We start from the raw sequence: 16,458 nt of genomic DNA, 5'->3' as shown, positions 1-16,458 counted from the left end.
GAAACAAGTTCCCAAATATTCTGAAAGGTCAATACAAGCAAAAAGACATTACTTCGGTGCCAGCTCCCTCAGGTGGCGGGCCACCGCAATCCACGCACCGATATAACCCAACAGCACCGCCCCAAGCAAGAGCGACAGACCATCGGCAACCGGTACTCCCGCAAGGGCAAAATCACTGCCATACAGGCCGGCCAGACCGATCACCGCGTCGTTCAGCCAGTTCAGGCCGAACGCCAATACACCCCAGGACAGAATCCCCGCACCGAAGCCATACAGCGCGCCCATATAAAGGAAGGGACGTCGTACATAGCTGTCCGTACCGCCGACGAGTTTAATCACTTCTATCTCGGTGCGGCGGTTTTCAATATGAAGACGAATGGTATTGCCTATCACCAAAAGTAATGCAGAAACCAGCAGCACCGTCAGGCCGAAGACAAAGCGGTCCCCCAGCTTGAGGATGGCCGCCAGTCGCTCGACCCATACCAGGTCCAGCTGCGCCAGTTGCACCTTGGGCATGTCCGCCAAACGCTGGCGCAAGGCCTCAAGCGTAGCCTTATCCACCTCGTTCGGCGTCACCAGCACCACACCCGGCAACGGGTTATGGGGCAACTCGCGCAAGGCCTCGCCCAGCCCGGACTGCTGCTGGAACTCTTCCAGGGCCTTTTCCTTGCTGATGAACTCGGCATCCGCCACACCGGGAAGGCCCTTGATCTCTTCGCTGAGTTTCTCGCCCTCGCTGGCAGAGGCCCCCAGATCCAGGTACAGCGAAATCTGCGCGGCGCGCTGCCAGGAACCGCCCAGCCGCTCGACATTGTTGAGCAACAGCGACAGGCCCATGGGCAGGCTCAGGGCTACCGCCATCACCAGGCAGGTAAAGAAGCTGCCAATGGGCTGCTTGCCCAGGCGCCGCAGGCTGTCCAGCAGGCTGGCGCGATGGCTTTCGATCCAGGCGTGCAGCAGGGTGGCGAAATCCGGGCCGTCGTCTTCGTCGCGTTTTTTCTTAGGCGGCGGCGCTTCGGAAGCCTTGGGCGCTACGCGCTCCGCCACTTTAGGGGTACGTGTAGCACTCATACGCCGGCCTCCCCATCGCCGATCAATCGGCCGCGTTGCAGGGTCAACATGCGGTGACGCATGCGAGCGATCAGCGCCAGGTCGTGACTGGCGATCAGCACGCTGGTGCCCAGGCGGTTGATATCTTCGAACACGCCCATGATTTCCGCCGCAAGACGCGGGTCGAGGTTACCGGTGGGTTCGTCCGCCAGCAGCAGGGCCGGACGGTGGACGATGGCCCGGGCAATCCCCACACGCTGTTGCTGGCCGGTGGACAGGTCACCGGGGTACAGATCGGTCTTGTCCGACAGGGCCACGCGCTCCAGGGCCGAGTCCACCCGCTTGGCGATTTCCGCCTTGGACAGGCCAAGAATCTGCAGCGGCAGCGCGACGTTGTTGAACACGGTGCGATCGAACAACAGCTGGTGGTTCTGGAACACCACGCCGATCTGGCGCCGCAGGAACGGGATCTGCGCGTTGCTGATCTGCCCCAGGTCCTGCCCGGCCAGCAGCAACTTGCCGGTGGTCGGACGCTCCATGGCCAGCAGCAGGCGCAGCAAGGTGCTCTTACCGGCGCCGGAATGGCCGGTGACAAACAGGAATTCGCCGCGACGCACGCGAAAGCTCAGCTCATGCAGGCCAACGTGACCGTTGGGGTAGCGTTTACCGACCTGTTCGAAACGAATCATGAACGCTCCCGCTCGGCAAACAGTGCCTGGACAAAGGGTTCGGCTTCAAAGGTACGCAAGTCATCAATGCCTTCACCGACCCCGATATAACGGATCGGCAGACCGAACTGCTTGGCCAGGGCGAAGATCACCCCGCCCTTGGCGGTGCCATCGAGCTTGGTCAGGGCCAGGCCGGTCAATTCCACGGTCTGGTTGAATTGCTTGGCCTGGTTGATGGCGTTCTGGCCTGTACCGGCGTCCAGCACCAGCAGCACCTCATGGGGCGCATCGGCATCGAGCTTGCCGATCACCCGGCGGACTTTCTTCAGCTCTTCCATCAGGTTGTCTTTGGTGTGCAGGCGCCCCGCCGTGTCAGCGATCAGCACGTCAATGCCACGGGCCTTGGCCGCCTGCACCGCATCGAAGATCACCGAAGCCGAATCGGCACCGGTGTGCTGGGCGATCACCGGGATCTTGTTGCGCTCGCCCCAGACTTGCAGCTGCTCCACCGCCGCGGCGCGGAAGGTGTCGCCGGCGGCCAGCATGACTTTCTTGCCTTCCAGCTGCAGCTTCTTCGCCAGCTTGCCGATGGTGGTGGTCTTGCCGGCGCCGTTGACGCCCACCACCAGGATCACGAAAGGCTTGTTCTGGGCAGCGACTTTCAGCGGCTGCTCCACCGGCTTGAGCATGCTGGTGAGTTCGGCCTGCAACGAGGCGTACAGCGCATCGGAGTCGGTGAGCTGCTTGCGCGCCACCTTCTGGGTCAGGTTCTGGATGATCACCGAAGTGGCCTCGACCCCGACGTCGGCGGTCAACAGGCGGGTTTCCAGGTCTTCCAGCAATTCGTCATCGATGGCCTTCTTGCCCAGGAACAGGCTGGCCATGCCCTCGCCGATACTGGCGCTGGTCTTGGACAAGCCCTGCTTGAGGCGAGCGAAGAAGCCGATCTTGCTCTCTTCGGCAGGACGGACGGGCTCAGGCTCGGTCACAGGCTCGGGCTCTGCCGCCACCACAACCAGCTCGGCTACAGGAGCAGGAGCAGGAGCAGGAGCAGGAGCAGGAGCAGGAGCAGGAGCAGGAGCAGGAGCAGGAGCAGGAGCAGGAGCAGGAGCAACAGGCTCGGGGGCGACGAAGGCTGGCGCGACCGCTGCTGGCACCTCGACCACCGGGGCCGGTGCGATGACTGGGGCGGCAATCACCGGCTCAGGGGTCACCGCGGCTGGAATCGGCGGCGTCACATGCTCGGCCAGGGCGTCTTCCACCAGGGCCACCGGCTCTTCCGCCACCGGCAAGGTCAGCCAGGGCTTGTGCTCGGGGTTCGGGGTCAACGGCAGCTCGGGCGCGGTGGGCGCTTCAGGTGCCGGTTCGAGGTGCGATTGCAGCACCGGCTCGACCATCGGCAGCACCACTGGCTCGGTCGGGGCTACGCTGGGAGCGGCTTCAATGACCGGAGCCGGCACTGGCTCGACAGGCACTTGCGGCTGTTCGACGACGGGTTCCTGCGGCTTTTTGCGCAGCCATCCGAACAGGCCTTTCTTCTCGCCAGCCGCGGCTGGGGTCTTTTTGTCGTCGTTGGAACCAAACATGGAGACGGCTATCTCAAGGTAGCGATGCGCCACTGGGCGCCTCGGTAAATAAATATTCGATGCAGAACAGACTGTGTTTATTCCAGCTTGTTCACGCGCAACATGTTGTCGAAATGCCCAAAAGCACTTCAAGGAGCGATTTTACTAAAGGACTGGAACGGCAAAATCGGCGAAAAGTCGCAGTTTAGCTGACAAATCAAGGCTTATTGCCGGTAACTCATACAACCTGATCAAGTACCTGCTGATCCGCGAAGACCTGATAGGCGTGGCCGCCAGTAAAACGGATCAGTATCCTAGCACCTCCTCGCCCGCTGACGCTAAGAACACGCGGGCAGCCCAACAGGTTTAAAAACGAATGAATGCTCTAGCCCGCCGCGCCGCAGGCCTGCTGCTCAGCACAGTTTGTCTGCCCCTTGCAGCCCTGGCTGCCGACCCGCAACCCACCCACGAATTCACCCTCGACAACGGCCTCAAGGTCGTGGTCCGCGAAGATCATCGCGCGCCGGTGGTGGTGTCCCAGGTCTGGTACAAGGTCGGCTCCAGCTACGAAACCCCGGGCCAGACCGGTTTGTCCCACGCCCTGGAACACATGATGTTCAAAGGCAGCGAGAAGGTCGGCCCCGGCGAAGCCTCGTTGATCCTGCGGGACCTGGGCGCCGAAGAGAACGCCTTCACCAGCGACGACTTCACCGCTTATTACCAGGTCCTGGCCCGCGACCGCCTGGGCGTGGCCCTGGAACTGGAAGCCGATCGCATGGCCAACCTGCGCCTGCCGGCCGACGAGTTCAGCCGCGAGATCGAAGTGATCAAGGAAGAACGCCGCCTGCGTACCGACGACAAGCCGCTGTCCAAGGCCTACGAGCGCTTCAAGGCCATGGCCTACCCGGCCAGCGGCTACCACACGCCGACCATCGGCTGGATGGCCGACCTGAACCGGATGAAGGTCGAGGAACTGCGCCACTGGTACCAGGCCTGGTACGTGCCGAACAACGCCACCCTGGTGGTGGTCGGCGACGTCACCCCGGACGAAGTGAAAACCCTGGCCCAGCGTTACTTCGGCGCCATCCCCAAGCGTGACGTGCCACCGGCGAAGATCCCCATGGAACTGGCCGAACCCGGCGAGCGCCTGATCACCCTGCACGTGAAGACCCAACTGCCGAGCCTGATGCTGGCCTTCAACGTGCCCAGCATCGCCACCGCCGAGGACCAGCGCTCGGTGCACGCCCTGCGCCTGGCCGCGGCCCTGCTGGACGGCGGTTACAGCGCCCGCATTCCGACCCAGCTGGAGCGGGGCGAAGAGCTGCTGTCCAACGGTTCCACCAGCTACGACGCCTACACCCGGGGCGACAGCCTGTTCATGCTCTCGGCGACCCCCAACAGCCAGAAGAAGAAAACCATCGCCCAGGCCGAAGCCGGGCTGTGGCGCATGCTGGACCAACTGAAGAGCACCCCGCCGTCCGCCGAGGAACTGGAGCGGGTGCGGGCTCAGGTGATTGCCGGGCTGGTCTACGAGCGTGACTCGATCACCAGCCAGGCCAGCGCCATCGGCCAGCTGGAAACCGTCGGCCTGTCGTGGAAACTGATGGACACCGAGCTGGCGGAACTGCAAAGCGTGACCCCGGAAGACATCCAGAAGGCCGCCCGCACCTATTTCACCCGGGAGCGTATGAGCGTGGCCCACGTACTGCCTGAGGAGTCCGCTCATGAGTAAGCGCAAGAATGCTTCACCGGTCCTGCTGGGCCTGGCCCTGGTCGCCCTGCTCACCGCCGGTGGCCTGTACCTGTCGCGCTCCGGCGAGAGCAATGCCAGCCAGGCCCTGGACAAGGCCAAGAGCAGCCAGAAACTGCAATCCCTGGCCGAGCTGGATGGCAAGGCACCCAGCCATCGCAACCTCAATGTGCAGACCTGGAATACCGCTGAAGGCGCCAAGGTGCTGTTCGTCGAAGCCCGCGAGCTGCCGATGTTCGACATGCGCCTGATCTTCGCCGCCGGCAGCAGCCAGGACGGCAACACGTCCGGCCTGGCCCTGCTGACCAACGCCATGCTCAACGAAGGCGTGCCCGGCAAGGATGTGGGCGCCATCGCCCGGGGCTTCGAGAGCCTGGGCGCGGATATCGGCAACGGCGCCTACAAGGACATGGCCGTGGTCTCGCTGCGCAGCCTCAGCGCGGTGGATAAACGCCAGCCAGCGCTGAAGCTGTTCGCCGAAGTGGTGGGCAAGCCGACCTTCCCTGCCGACTCCCTGGCACGGATCAAGAACCAGTTGCTCGCCGGTTTCGAATACCAGAAGCAGAACCCCGGCAAGCTGGCCAGCCTGGAACTGATGCAGCGCCTGTACGGCACTCATCCCTATGCGCATGCCAGCGAAGGCAATGCCAAGAGCGTTCCGGGCATCAGCCTGGCGCAACTGCAGGCGTTCCACGCCAAGGCCTATACCGCCGGCAACGTGGTGATCGCCCTGGTCGGCGACCTCTCGCGCAGCGACGCCGAAGCGATCGCCGCGCAGGTTTCCGCCGCCCTGCCCAAAGGCCCGGCCCTGGCCAAGGTCGAGCAGCCCACCGAACCCAAGGCCAGCATCGGCCATATCGAATTCCCGTCGAGCCAGACCAACCTGATGCTGGCGCAACTGGGCATCGACCGTGACGATCCGGACTACGCCGCCGTGTCCCTGGGCAACCAGATCCTTGGCGGTGGCGGTTTCGGCACCCGGCTGATGAGCGAAGTGCGCGAGAAACGCGGCCTGACCTACGGCGTCTACTCCGGCTTCACCCCGATGCAGGCCCGCGGCCCGTTCATGATCAACCTGCAGACCCGCGCAGAAATGAGCGAAGGCACCCTGAAACTGGTGCAGGACGTGTTTGCCGATTACCTGAAGAACGGCCCGACCCAGAAGGAACTGGACGACGCCAAGCGCGAACTGGCCGGCAGCTTCCCGCTGTCCACTGCCAGCAACGCCGATATCGTCGGCCAGCTGGGCGCCATGGGCTTCTACAATCTGCCGTTGAGCTACCTGGAAGACTTCATGCGTCAATCCCAGGAACTGACGGTGGAACAGGTCAAGGCCGCCATGAACAAGCACCTGAGTGTCGACAAGATGGTCATCGTCAGCGCCGGCCCCACCGTCGCGCAAAAGCCATTGCCGCCCCCCACTGACAAACCCGCCGAGCAGCCGCTCGGGGTTCCGGAGCATTAATGGCCCGTCCAGCCCGTCCCAGTAAGAAACCCGTCCACAACCAGCACAACGGCGTGGGCCAGCTGCGCATCATTGGCGGCGAATGGCGCAGCCGCAAGCTGAGCTTCCCCGACCTGCCGGGGCTGCGACCGACCCCTGACCGGGTGCGCGAAACCCTGTTCAACTGGCTGGCGCCCTATGTCGCCGGGGCCAAGGTCATCGACCTGTTCGCCGGCAGCGGCGCGGTGTTCCTCGAAGCCCTGTCCCGTGGCGCTGCCACGGGCCTGGCCCTGGACAGCAGCAGCGTGGCCATCTCCAGCCTGCGCGAGCACCTGGGAACGCTGCGTTGCACCGTGGGCCAGGCGCAGACCGCCGACGCCCTGCGCTACCTGGAAACCCAGCCGGCGACGCCGTTCGACCTGGCTTTCCTCGACCCGCCGTTCAACCAGAACCTGCTGCCCGCCGCCTGCGCCCTGCTGGAAGCACGCGGCTGGCTGGCGGACGACGCGTGGATTTACACCGAAAGCGAAACCGCGCCGTCGACCCTGGGGCTGCCCGGAAGCTGGCGTCTGCACCGTGAACAAAAATCCGGGCAGGTGTATTACTCGTTGTGGCAACGTATGGCAGACAACGCTGCTTAAGGCAGCCGGAACAAGGCGCGCAGCCCGCCCGGGCCGCGCGCCGCTGCATCGAGACCCTCCCCGTGCCTGACTCGCCTGATCGCTTCATCCCCGCCTTCGGCCTTGGCAACCCGCACCTGCAAACCCTGTGGGGCCCGCTGTGGCGCCCGACCACTCACCTGGAGCGCCAGCGCGAGCGCTTGTGGCTGGATGACGGCGACTTTCTCGATCTGGACTGGCACGGCCCCCATAGCGCCGAAGCCCCTCTGGTGCTGGTGCTGCACGGTTTGACCGGCTCGTCCAACTCGCCTTATGTGGCCGGCCTGCAGCAGGCCCTCGCCTCTCGGGGCTGGGCCAGCGCAGCGCTGAACTGGCGCGGCTGCTCCGGCGAACCCAACCTGCTGCCGCGCAGCTACCACTCCGGCGCCAGCGAAGACCTGGCCTCGGCCATCGCCCACCTGCGGGCCAAGCGTCCTCAGGCGCCGCTGTATGCGGTGGGCTATTCGCTGGGGGGCAATGTATTGCTCAAGTACCTGGGGGAAAGCGGCAGCGCCAGCCCGCTGCAGGGCGCCACGGCGGTGTCGGTGCCGTTTCGCCTGGACCAGTGCGCCGACCGCATCGGCCAGGGCTTTTCCAAGATTTACCAGGCGCACTTCATGCGCGAGATGCTGGCCTACATCAAGGACAAGCAACGCCAGTTCCAGCACGACGGCCGCCATGAAGGCCTGGCCACCCTGGCGCAACTGGGCCCGCTGACCAAGATGCGCACCTTCTGGGACTTCGACGGCCGGGTCACCGCGCCGCTGCATGGTTTTGCCGATGCCCAGGATTACTACCGCCGCGCCTCCAGCCGCTATTTCCTTGGCGAAATCCGTACCCCGACCCTGATCATCCAGGCCGCGGACGACCCCTTCGTGTTCCGCCACAGCCTGCCCGAAGCCCGTGAACTGTCCGCCAGTACCCGCTTCGAACTGCAGGCCAAGGGCGGCCACGTGGGTTTTGTCGGCGGTAGCCTGAAACACCCGAATTACTACCTGGAACAGCGCATTCCGCAATGGCTGACGGACCTGGGCCGCCATGGCTAAGCCCACCCGGGAGTCGATCCGTTTCTGGCAGACCGAGCCCCTGGCCGGGGTCGAGTTACTGGCCGCGCGCTATATCGAACAGCGCTTCGTGCCTCATGTGCACGAGGGTTATGTGATCGGCATGATCATGGCCGGCGCCCAGCGCTACCGCTATCGCGGGGCCGAGCACCTGGCGGGCAGCGGCACCCTGGTGCTGATCAACCCGGACGAGTTGCACACCGGTGCCAAGGGCGTCGAGGACGGCTGGCTGTACCGGGCCTTCTACCCGGACAACCGACAGGTATTCGGCCTGCTGGACGAACTGGAACTGCCCAGCGGCAGCCTGCCGGCCTTCAGCGCGACCCTGTACCGCGACCCGGACCTGGTGCAGGGTTTTGCCCGCCTGCACCACCTGCTGGAAAGCCCGGCCACGGCCCTGCAGCAACAGACCCAGTGGCGGGAAATGCTGCTGTTGCTGTTGCAGCGACACGCTGGGGTTCGGGCGCTGGGCGAACCCGGGCAGGAGCACCGAGCGATTGTCCAGGCCAAGGAACTGCTGCGCTCGCAACTGGCCGCGCCGCCGTCACTGGAAGAGTTGGCGGCGGCGGTGAACCTGTCGCCGTTCCATTTCGCCCGGGTGTTTCGCCGGGCCACCGGGATTCCACCCCACACCTGGCTGATGCAGCAGCGCATCGCCAAGGCCCGGGCCCTGTTGCGCGATGGCTGCCTGCCGCTGGAAGTGGCCACGCAACTGGGGTTTGCCGACCAGAGCCACCTCAGTCGGCAGTTCAAGCAGGTGTATGGGGTGGCGCCAGCGGCTTATCGCAGCGCTGTTCTGCAGTAGGGCGGCGCGGCTTTCGCGAGCCAGCTCGCGCCTACAGGCCCGCGTGGCCCCGCCAGCCTTAGGCGCCGGCTTGCCAGCGAAGAGTCAATCGCCCGTGGCGACAGGCCGCTGGGCATCGGTGATCCACTCGCTCCACGAACCGGCATACAGCCGCGCCAGCGGGTAGCCGGCCAGGCACAGCGCGAACAGGTTGTGGCAGGCGGTGACGCCAGAGCCGCAGTAAGCCACCAGGTGCTCCGGGGAACGCCCGGCGAGCTTTTGCGCGAAACGCTGCTTGAGCCGATCAGCCGCCAGGAAGCACCCGTCCTCGCCCAGGTTGTCGGTGAATGCCGCGCACTGGGCCCCGGGAATGTGCCCGGCCACGGGATCGATGGGCTCCACATCGCCACGAAAACGCGGCAGGCCGCGGGCGTCCAGCAGGGTCAGGTCCGCCTGGCCCAGGCGCTGGCGCAGGTGTTCGGCATCCAGCAGCAGGCTGTGGTCGGGCTGGCCAGTGAACTGCCCGACCACGGTTTCCGGGGCATCCAGGCTCAGCGGCAGGCCGGCGGCGTGCCAGGCTTTCAGGCCGCCATCGAGAATGAACACGCCATCACGCTTGCCCAGCCAGGCCAGCAGCCACCAGGCACGGGCGGCAAAGGCGCCGGGGCCGTCGTCATAGAGCACGATCTGGCTGTCGTTATCGATGCCCCAGGCCTGCAGGCGCGCCAACAGTTGCGCCGGCTCCGGCAACGGATGCCGGCCGGTCACGCCCTTGATCACCGGCCCGCTCAGGTCCCGGTTCAAGTCGGCGAAATGCGCCCCGGCGATATGCCCTTCGGCATAGCTGCGCTGCCCGTAGTCCGGGTCTTCAAGGGCAAAGCGACAATCCAGAATCACCAGACCGGGCTGCTGTTTCTTCTGGTCCAGGGCAAGTGGGCTGATCAACTGCGCGAGGGGCATGGCAGGCTCCTGTGAATAAGTCGGAGGTTGATCCTACTGCACTTCTTCCAGGGCTTGGGCCAGTGGCACGTAAAACTCTTCGAACAGGTCGTTGACCGCTTCCCGAGCCTGATCGGTGACGAAACCGGCTTCCAGCACCAGCACCTGATACACCCCGCGCTTAATGGCTTCTTCGCTCAGGTGGGTGGAGTTTTCCCGGGTGGTGCACAGAAAACGTACCCAGGAGGTGAGGATGATCCAGGCATTGAGGGTCAGGGATTCGATCTGCACCTTGTCCATGGCGACGATCCCGGCGTCGACGAAACGCCCGTAGATGGCCATGCCCTGGATCAGGCAACGCTGGGAGAAACGCCGGTAGCGCGCGGCCAGCTCGGGGTCGCTGTCCAGCAGGTGTTCCAGGTCGCGGTGCAGGAAACGGTAGCGCCACATGGCCGCCAGCAGCGCCTGCAGGTAATAGCGCTTGTCTTGCACGGTGACCGCGCGCCCGGGCGGCGGGCGCAGGAAGCTGTCCACCAGGCTTTCGTACTCGGCAAACAGCACGGCGATGATCGCCTGCTTGTTGGGGAAGTGGTAGTACAGGTTGCCCGGGGAGATCTCCATGTGCGCCGCAATATGGTTGGTGCTGACGTTGCGCTCGCCCTGCTGGTTGAAGAGCTCGAGGCTGAACTGGACGATGCGTTCACGGGTTTTTATGCGTGGGGCCATGGGCGTGGGCTTTAATCAGAAGGCTGGGGTGCATCTTACGTTCTATCCCCCTGGGGATAAATCGCGACCGGCACCGGATGGTATTTGACAATTTAGAGCATAAGCTCTAAAAAACTAGCCACCCCTTAAACACCGGAGCCCGTCCATGTCTGCCGAAATTGCCTACCTGCAGGATTCCCTTCAGCAACAGGACGCGCTGCATGAGCTGTTCGAGGCCCAGCGCCGGGCCTTTGCCGCCAACCCGATGCCGCCCGCCGCACAGCGCCAGCAATGGCTGAAGGCGCTGCACGAGCTGCTCAACAACGAGCGTCAGGCACTGATCGACGCCATCAGCCAGGACTTCAGCAACCGCAGCGCCGATGAAACCCTGCTGGCCGAGCTGATGCCCAGCCTGCACGGCATCCACTACGCCCGCAAACACCTGAAAAAATGGATGAAGCCGTCCCGCCGCGCCGTGGGCCTGGCCTTCCAGCCGGCCTCGGCCAAGGTGGTCTACCAGCCCCTGGGGGTGGTCGGGGTGATCGTGCCGTGGAACTACCCGCTGTACCTGTGCATGGGCCCGCTGGTCGGGGCGCTGGCCGCCGGCAACCGGGTGATGCTCAAGCTCAGTGAATCCACCCCCGCCACCGGCCAGTTGCTCAAGCAACTGCTGGCGCGGGTGTTCCCCGAGGACCTGGTGTGCGTGGTACTGGGCGAAGCCGAAGTGGGCATGGCGTTTTCCAAGCTGCGTTTCGATCACCTGCTGTTCACCGGCGCCACCAGCATCGGCAAGCACGTGATGCGCGCCGCCGCGGAAAACCTGACACCGGTGACCCTGGAGCTGGGCGGCAAATCCCCGGCCATCGTCTCCAGCAGCGTGCCGCTCAAGGACGCCGCCGAACGCATCGCCTTCGGCAAGACCCTGAACGCCGGGCAGACCTGTGTCGCCCCGGACTACGTGCTGGTGCCGGAAGCACGGGTCGGCGCCTTTGTCGAAGCCTATCGCCAGGTGGTGCGCGGCTTTTTCCCGACCCTGGCGGACAACCCCGATTACACGGCGATCATCAACCAGCGCCAGCTGGCACGGCTCAACGGCTACCTGAGCGACGCCACCAGCAAGGGTGCGCTGCTGGTGCCCCTGTTCGAACAGAGCCAGGAGCGCCGCCTGAGCCACAGTCTGCTGCTCAATGTCACGGACGACATGACGGTGATGCAGGACGAGATCTTCGGCCCGATCCTGCCCATCGTGCCCTACAAGACCCTGGACCAGGCCTTGGCCTACATCACCCAGCGCCCGCGCCCGCTGGCGCTGTACTACTTCGGCTACGACAAGGCCGAGCAGCAGCGGGTGCTCAACGAAACTCACTCCGGCGGCGTGTGCCTCAACGACACCCTGCTGCACGTGGCCCAGGACGACCTGCCGTTCGGCGGCATTGGCCCGTCCGGCATGGGCCACTACCACGGGCATGAAGGGTTCCTGACCTTCAGCAAGGCCAAGGGGGTGTTCATCAAGCAGCGCTTCAATGCCGCGCGCCTGATCTACCCGCCGTATGGCAAATCGATCCAGAAACTCATCCAGAAGCTGTTCATTCGTTAACCAGTACAACGCCGGGTAATAACAACAATGACCCCTAGCCTGTCTGAAACACCCGCGCTGTCACGGCGCGGCCTGCTGAAAGTCGGCCTCTGCGCCAGCGCGTTCCTGGCCACCGCCGGGCTCGGCGCCAGCCTCAGCGGTTGCTCCGCCAGTACCCCTGCCAGTGGTTTCAGCATGCTGCGCAGCAATGACCTGCCGTTCCTGCGGGCGCTGATTCCGGTGATGCTCGAAGGCGCGGTGGCAGCGGACAAGATGCCCGCCGCCGTCGAGGGCACCCTGGCCAGCCTGGACAATGCCCTGAACCACCTGTCGACCGAGATGTTCAAGCTCACCCAGCAACTGTTCGATGTGCTGGGCATGGCGGTGACCCGCGGCCCGCTGACGGGGATCTGGGGCAGTTGGGAGAACGCCAGCGCGGACGACATCCGGCACTTCCTCGGCCGCTGGGAAAACAGCCTCCTGGCGCTGCTGCGCATGGGCCATGCCTCGTTGCTGCAACTGGTGATGATGGCCTGGTACACCCGCCCGGAATCCTGGGCCCATTGCGGGTATCCCGGGCCACCGAAGGTCTGACTGGCCTTTGTAGCCGCTGCCACAGGCTGCGCACGAGCGCCGGGTTCGCGGGGCGATGGGGCAGCGACTGGGGATCGTCAAGCAAGGCCCTGCGGGCCTTTTCGCAGCTTCGCAGGCTCAGCAGCGGCTACAGTGGATCCGCGCCGAGCCTTCAATAATAAGAGAGCACTCGATATGCCTGTACCTGATCTGTTCCGCGAAGGCCTGAACCGTGGCTGGAAAACCTACAACGGCTCGCAGCTGGAGCAGGACCTGACCCTGGAAGCCGATGTCGCCATCATCGGCAGCGGCGCCGGTGGCGGCACCACCGCCGAAATCCTCAGCGCCGCCGGCTACAAGGTGCTGCTGATCGAGGAAGGCCCGCTCAAGACCAGCGACGACTTCAAGATGCTCGAGGACCAGGCCTACACCAGCCTCTATCAGGAAGGCATCGGGCGCATGAGCAAGGACGGCGCCATCACCATCCTCCAGGGCCGCGCCGTGGGCGGCACCACCCTGATCAACTGGACTTCGAGCTTTCGCACCCCCGACCCGACCCTGGAGCACTGGGCCCGGGAACACGGGGTGGTGGGCCACAGCTCGGCCGAAATGGCGCCCTGGTTCGAAAAGATGGAACAGCGCCTGGGTGTCGCGCCCTGGGTCATGCCGCCCAACGCCAACAACGACGTGATCCGCAAGGGCTGCGAAGCCCTGGGCTACAGCTGGCACGTGATTCCGCGCAACGTGCGCGGCTGCTGGAACCTGGGCTATTGCGGCCTGGGCTGCCCGACCAACGCCAAGCAGTCGATGCTGGTGACCACCATTCCGGCGACCCTGGAGAAAGGCGGCGAGCTGCTGTACCTGGCCCGGGCCGAGCGCCTGCTGATCAAGGATGACAAGGTCAGCGGCCTGCAGTGCCAGGCCATGGACGCCCGCTGCGTCGCCCCCACCGGGCGCACCATCACGGTCAAGGCCAGGCACTACGTGCTGGCCGGCGGCGGCATCAACAGCCCGGCCCTGCTGCTGCGCTCCGATGCCCCGGACCCGCATTCGCGGCTGGGCAAGCGCACCTTCCTGCACCTGGTGAACTTCTCCGCCGGGCAGTTCGACGAGGTGATCAACCCGTTCTACGGCGCGCCGCAATCGATCTATTCCGACCATTTTCAGTGGCAGGACGGCACCACCGGCAAGATGTCCTACAAACTCGAAGTGCCACCCCTGCAACCGGCCCTGGCCAGCACCCTGCTGGGCGGCTTCGGGCCGCAGAGCGGGCTGTCCATGGAGCAGCTGCCGCACACCCACGCGATGCTGGCCCTGCTGCGGGACGGCTTCCACCCCGACAGCACGGGCGGCAACGTCGAGCTGCGCGGCGATGGCACCCCGGTCCTCGACTATCAGGTCTCGCCCTACGCCTGGGACGGCCTGCGCCGGGCCTTCCACAGCATGGCGGAGATCCAGTTCGCCGGTGGCGCCAAGGCGGTCAAGCCGCTGCACAGCGATGCCCGCTTCGCCAAGACCCTGGGCGAAGTGCGCGCGCAGATCGATGGCCTGGACCTGGCCCTGTACCGCACCCGCCTGGGCAGCGCCCACGTGATGGGCGGCTGCGCCATGGGCGAAGACCCGAAAACCGCCGTGGCCGACAGCCTCGGGCGCCACCATCAACTGCACAACCTGTCGATCCATGACGGCTCGCTGTTCCCCACCAGCATCGGCGCCAACCCGCAGCTGTCGGTGTACGGCCTGACGGCGCAACTGGCCACGGCCCTGGCGCAGCGTTTGAAAACGGCGTGAAACAGCTGGGAAATTTCGTCGTCCATCGGGCTTTCTTCTCTAAAAGGCGACTTGGCCGACCGGGAAGGCTGCGATACCATCCGACTCCCCAACGGATTCCCGCCAGGACGACGCGATGAACCGAGTGTTGTACCCAGGTACCTTCGACCCTATTACCAAGGGCCACGGCGATCTGGTCGAGCGCGCCTCGCGGCTGTTCGACCACGTGATCATCGCCGTTGCCGCCAGCCCCAAGAAAAACCCGCTGTTCCCCCTGGAGCAGCGCGTGGAACTGGCGCGTGAGGTGACCAAGCACCTGCCCAACGTTGAAGTCGTTGGCTTCTCCACGCTGCTGGCGCATTTTGCCAAGGAGCAGAACGCCAATGTCTTCCTGCGCGGCCTGCGGGCGGTTTCGGACTTCGAATACGAATTCCAGCTGGCCAACATGAACCGCCAACTGGCGCCGGACGTGGAAAGCCTGTTCCTCACCCCGTCGGAGCGCTACTCGTTCATTTCCTCGACGCTGGTCCGTGAAATTGCTGCCCTGGGCGGTGATATCACCAAGTTCGTGCACCCGGCGGTCGCCGACGCGCTGACCCTGCGCTTCAAGAAATAAGCCGCGCGGCCCCGCACAGGGGCCATTGCCGGGCGTCAGCCATCGCGCCCGCGTGCACTGCGGGCGTCAATACGGCACAATTGCGCGCATTCGTTTTTACATGCCCGGGCCTGCCGCCCAGGCCGGAGTACCCCATGTCCCTGATCATCACCGACGATTGCATCAACTGCGACGTCTGCGAACCCGAGTGCCCTAACGCGGCGATTTCCCAAGGCGAAGAGATCTACGTCATCGATCCGAACCTGTGCACCCAGTGCGTCGGCCACTACGACGAACCGCAGTGCCAGCAAGTGTGCCCGGTGGATTGCATTCCGCTGGACGAAGCGCACCCGGAAACCGAAGAAGAATTGATGGCCAAGTACCGGAAGATCACCGGCAAGGCGTGAGTGATAGAACGCCCTTTCGGCTCCCACACCCCTTTGTAGGGGCCGGCTGGCCGGCCAAGCGCCTCAGCTCTGGCAACGCGGGCAATAGACGCTGGCCCGCTGGCCGAGCTTGATTTCCCGCAGCCCCGTGCCGCAGACCTTGCAGTGCTCCCCGCCACGCCCGTAGACGAACAGCTCCTGCTGGAAGTAGCCCGGCTGGCCGTCACCGCCAATAAAGTCACGCAGGGTGGTACCGCCCCGCTCGATGGCCGCCGCCAGAATGCGCTTGATCTCGATCGCCAGCTTCACATAGCGGGCGCGGGAAATGCCCTTGGCTTCACGACGCGGATCGATGCCCGCGGCGAACAGCGCCTCGGTCGCGTAGATGTTGCCCACCCCCACCACCACCGCGTTGTCCATGATGAACGGCTTGACCGCCATGGAGCGGCCCCGGGACAACTGAAACAGGCGCTCGCCGTCGAACAGGTCGGTCAGCGGCTCCGGCCCCAGGCGCACCAGCAATTCATGGTTCAGCGGGTCCAGGCTCCAGAGCATGGCGCCAAAGCGCCGCGGGTCGGTGTAACGCAGGGCCAGGCCCGACTCCAGCTCGATGTCCACATGTTCATGCTTGGCCGCCGGCAGGCCGACTTCCACCAGCCGCAGGTTGCCGGACATGCCCAGGTGGCTGATCAGGGTGCCGACTTCAGCGTTGATCAACAGGTATTTGGCGCGCCGGTCCACTTGCACGATGCGCTGCCCGGACAGGCGGATGTCCAGGTCTTCGGGAATCGGCCAGCGCAAACGCCGGTCACGGACAATCACCCGACTGACCTTCTGGCCTTCCAGGTGCGGCGCGATCCCGCGCCGGGTAGTTTCGACTTCCGGTAATTCAGGCATATCAGCCCCTGGCACTCATCGCGATATGAACGG

The 16,458-nt window shown here is 64.8% G+C and carries 16 protein-coding genes; 10 read left to right on the top strand and 6 right to left on the bottom strand.

Features of this window, described 5'->3' with window-relative positions:
- Positions 1–48 precede the first annotated feature (48 nt).
- From ftsX to ftsY, 3 genes are read right to left on the bottom strand one after another with little or no spacing between them, the layout of a single operon-like run.
- The gene (ftsX, locus tag LXM55_RS14550) at positions 49–1,071 is read right to left on the bottom strand and encodes a permease-like cell division protein FtsX (protein ID WP_233320979.1); all 1,023 of its coding nucleotides are present in this window, start codon (positions 1,069–1,071) and stop codon (positions 49–51) included.
- Positions 1,068–1,739, bottom strand: a complete 672-nt coding sequence (gene ftsE / locus LXM55_RS14545; RefSeq protein WP_011064030.1) for a cell division ATP-binding protein FtsE — start codon at positions 1,737–1,739, stop codon at positions 1,068–1,070. The genes ftsX and ftsE overlap by 4 nt, the downstream gene beginning before the upstream one ends.
- Positions 1,736–3,304: a signal recognition particle-docking protein FtsY gene (gene ftsY / locus LXM55_RS14540; RefSeq protein WP_233320978.1), complete on the bottom strand. Its 1,569-nt coding sequence runs from the start codon at positions 3,302–3,304 to the stop codon at positions 1,736–1,738. The genes ftsE and ftsY overlap by 4 nt, the downstream gene beginning before the upstream one ends.
- A 355-nt stretch (positions 3,305–3,659) precedes the next feature.
- Here ftsY and LXM55_RS14535 point away from each other — a divergent pair, with 355 nt between their 5' ends.
- The 5 genes from LXM55_RS14535 (at position 3,660) to LXM55_RS14515 (ending at position 9,005) form a co-directional block, all read left to right on the top strand.
- Positions 3,660–5,015, top strand: coding sequence for a M16 family metallopeptidase (locus tag LXM55_RS14535; protein ID WP_233320977.1), 1,356 nt, complete (start codon positions 3,660–3,662; stop codon positions 5,013–5,015).
- Complete coding sequence (locus LXM55_RS14530; protein WP_233320976.1) at positions 5,008–6,498, top strand: M16 family metallopeptidase; 1,491 nt, start codon at positions 5,008–5,010, stop codon at positions 6,496–6,498. The genes LXM55_RS14535 and LXM55_RS14530 overlap by 8 nt, the downstream gene beginning before the upstream one ends.
- Entirely contained in the window at positions 6,498–7,118 is a 621-nt protein-coding gene (rsmD, locus tag LXM55_RS14525; RefSeq protein ID WP_233320975.1) for a 16S rRNA (guanine(966)-N(2))-methyltransferase RsmD, read from the top strand. The genes LXM55_RS14530 and rsmD overlap by 1 nt, the downstream gene beginning before the upstream one ends.
- A 62-nt stretch (positions 7,119–7,180) precedes the next feature.
- On the top strand, positions 7,181–8,182 hold the full coding sequence (locus LXM55_RS14520; RefSeq protein WP_233320974.1) for a hydrolase: 1,002 nt from the start codon (positions 7,181–7,183) through the stop codon (positions 8,180–8,182).
- Positions 8,175–9,005, top strand: coding sequence for an AraC family transcriptional regulator (locus tag LXM55_RS14515; protein WP_233320973.1), 831 nt, complete (start codon positions 8,175–8,177; stop codon positions 9,003–9,005). The genes LXM55_RS14520 and LXM55_RS14515 overlap by 8 nt, the downstream gene beginning before the upstream one ends.
- Before the next feature lie 84 nt (positions 9,006–9,089).
- Here the strand turns inward: LXM55_RS14515 and LXM55_RS14510 are convergent, their stop codons facing one another.
- Positions 9,090–9,944 carry a sulfurtransferase gene (locus LXM55_RS14510; RefSeq protein WP_233320972.1) on the bottom strand — a complete coding sequence of 285 codons (855 nt, stop codon included), beginning with the start codon at positions 9,942–9,944 and terminating at the stop codon, positions 9,090–9,092.
- A 33-nt stretch (positions 9,945–9,977) separates the two neighbouring features.
- Positions 9,978–10,649 carry a TetR/AcrR family transcriptional regulator gene (locus LXM55_RS14505; protein WP_047338058.1) on the bottom strand — a complete coding sequence of 224 codons (672 nt, stop codon included), beginning with the start codon at positions 10,647–10,649 and terminating at the stop codon, positions 9,978–9,980.
- A 145-nt stretch (positions 10,650–10,794) separates the two neighbouring features.
- On the opposite strand from LXM55_RS14505, the gene LXM55_RS14500 reads away from it, so the two are divergent.
- From LXM55_RS14500 to LXM55_RS14480, 5 genes are all read left to right on the top strand, one after another.
- Complete coding sequence (locus LXM55_RS14500) at positions 10,795–12,225, top strand: coniferyl aldehyde dehydrogenase (protein ID WP_233320971.1); 1,431 nt, start codon at positions 10,795–10,797, stop codon at positions 12,223–12,225.
- A gap of 27 nt (positions 12,226–12,252) precedes the next feature.
- A complete protein-coding gene (locus LXM55_RS14495) occupies positions 12,253–12,798 on the top strand; it encodes a twin-arginine translocation pathway signal protein (protein WP_233320970.1) in 546 nt (181 codons plus the stop codon).
- A 174-nt stretch (positions 12,799–12,972) separates the two neighbouring features.
- Positions 12,973–14,568, top strand: coding sequence for a GMC family oxidoreductase (locus tag LXM55_RS14490; RefSeq protein WP_233320969.1), 1,596 nt, complete (start codon positions 12,973–12,975; stop codon positions 14,566–14,568).
- A 115-nt stretch (positions 14,569–14,683) separates the two neighbouring features.
- On the top strand, positions 14,684–15,163 hold the full coding sequence (gene coaD / locus LXM55_RS14485) for a pantetheine-phosphate adenylyltransferase (RefSeq protein ID WP_003176711.1): 480 nt from the start codon (positions 14,684–14,686) through the stop codon (positions 15,161–15,163).
- Between the two features lie 134 nt (positions 15,164–15,297).
- Positions 15,298–15,549: a YfhL family 4Fe-4S dicluster ferredoxin gene (locus LXM55_RS14480; RefSeq protein WP_007921257.1), complete on the top strand. Its 252-nt coding sequence runs from the start codon at positions 15,298–15,300 to the stop codon at positions 15,547–15,549.
- 63 nt (positions 15,550–15,612) lie between these two features.
- Here the strand turns inward: LXM55_RS14480 and mutM are convergent, their stop codons facing one another.
- Positions 15,613–16,425 (bottom strand): bifunctional DNA-formamidopyrimidine glycosylase/DNA-(apurinic or apyrimidinic site) lyase, encoded by an 813-nt coding sequence (gene mutM / locus LXM55_RS14475; protein ID WP_233320968.1) that lies wholly within the window; start codon positions 16,423–16,425, stop codon positions 15,613–15,615.
- Positions 16,426–16,458: the final 33 nt, after the last annotated feature.

This window comes from Pseudomonas sp. Au-Pse12 (assembly GCF_021341665.1).
Lineage (GTDB): Bacteria > Pseudomonadota > Gammaproteobacteria > Pseudomonadales > Pseudomonadaceae > Aquipseudomonas.
Note: the sequence above shows the minus strand (reverse complement) of the source record. Positions and strands in the feature narration are given on the sequence as shown.

Excerpts from the sequence above, each read along its gene's own strand:
- LXM55_RS14535 (WP_233320977.1), top strand. The coding sequence starts at position 3,660 with ATGAATGCTCTAGCCCGCCGCGCCGCAGGCCTGCTGCTCAGCACAGTT.
- mutM (WP_233320968.1), bottom strand. The coding sequence starts at position 16,425 with ATGCCTGAATTACCGGAAGTCGAAACTACCCGGCGCGGGATCGCGCCG.
- ftsE (WP_011064030.1), bottom strand. The coding sequence starts at position 1,739 with ATGATTCGTTTCGAACAGGTCGGTAAACGCTACCCCAACGGTCACGTT.
- ftsY (WP_233320978.1), bottom strand. The coding sequence starts at position 3,304 with ATGTTTGGTTCCAACGACGACAAAAAGACCCCAGCCGCGGCTGGCGAG.
- LXM55_RS14515 (WP_233320973.1), top strand. The coding sequence starts at position 8,175 with ATGGCTAAGCCCACCCGGGAGTCGATCCGTTTCTGGCAGACCGAGCCC.
- coaD (WP_003176711.1), top strand. The coding sequence starts at position 14,684 with ATGAACCGAGTGTTGTACCCAGGTACCTTCGACCCTATTACCAAGGGC.
- LXM55_RS14530 (WP_233320976.1), top strand. The coding sequence starts at position 5,008 with ATGAGTAAGCGCAAGAATGCTTCACCGGTCCTGCTGGGCCTGGCCCTG.
- rsmD (WP_233320975.1), top strand. The coding sequence starts at position 6,498 with ATGGCCCGTCCAGCCCGTCCCAGTAAGAAACCCGTCCACAACCAGCAC.
- ftsX (WP_233320979.1), bottom strand. The coding sequence starts at position 1,071 with ATGAGTGCTACACGTACCCCTAAAGTGGCGGAGCGCGTAGCGCCCAAG.
- LXM55_RS14500 (WP_233320971.1), top strand. The coding sequence starts at position 10,795 with ATGTCTGCCGAAATTGCCTACCTGCAGGATTCCCTTCAGCAACAGGAC.
- LXM55_RS14490 (WP_233320969.1), top strand. The coding sequence starts at position 12,973 with ATGCCTGTACCTGATCTGTTCCGCGAAGGCCTGAACCGTGGCTGGAAA.
- LXM55_RS14495 (WP_233320970.1), top strand. The coding sequence starts at position 12,253 with ATGACCCCTAGCCTGTCTGAAACACCCGCGCTGTCACGGCGCGGCCTG.
- LXM55_RS14510 (WP_233320972.1), bottom strand. The coding sequence starts at position 9,944 with ATGCCCCTCGCGCAGTTGATCAGCCCACTTGCCCTGGACCAGAAGAAA.
- LXM55_RS14505 (WP_047338058.1), bottom strand. The coding sequence starts at position 10,649 with ATGGCCCCACGCATAAAAACCCGTGAACGCATCGTCCAGTTCAGCCTC.
- LXM55_RS14480 (WP_007921257.1), top strand. The coding sequence starts at position 15,298 with ATGTCCCTGATCATCACCGACGATTGCATCAACTGCGACGTCTGCGAA.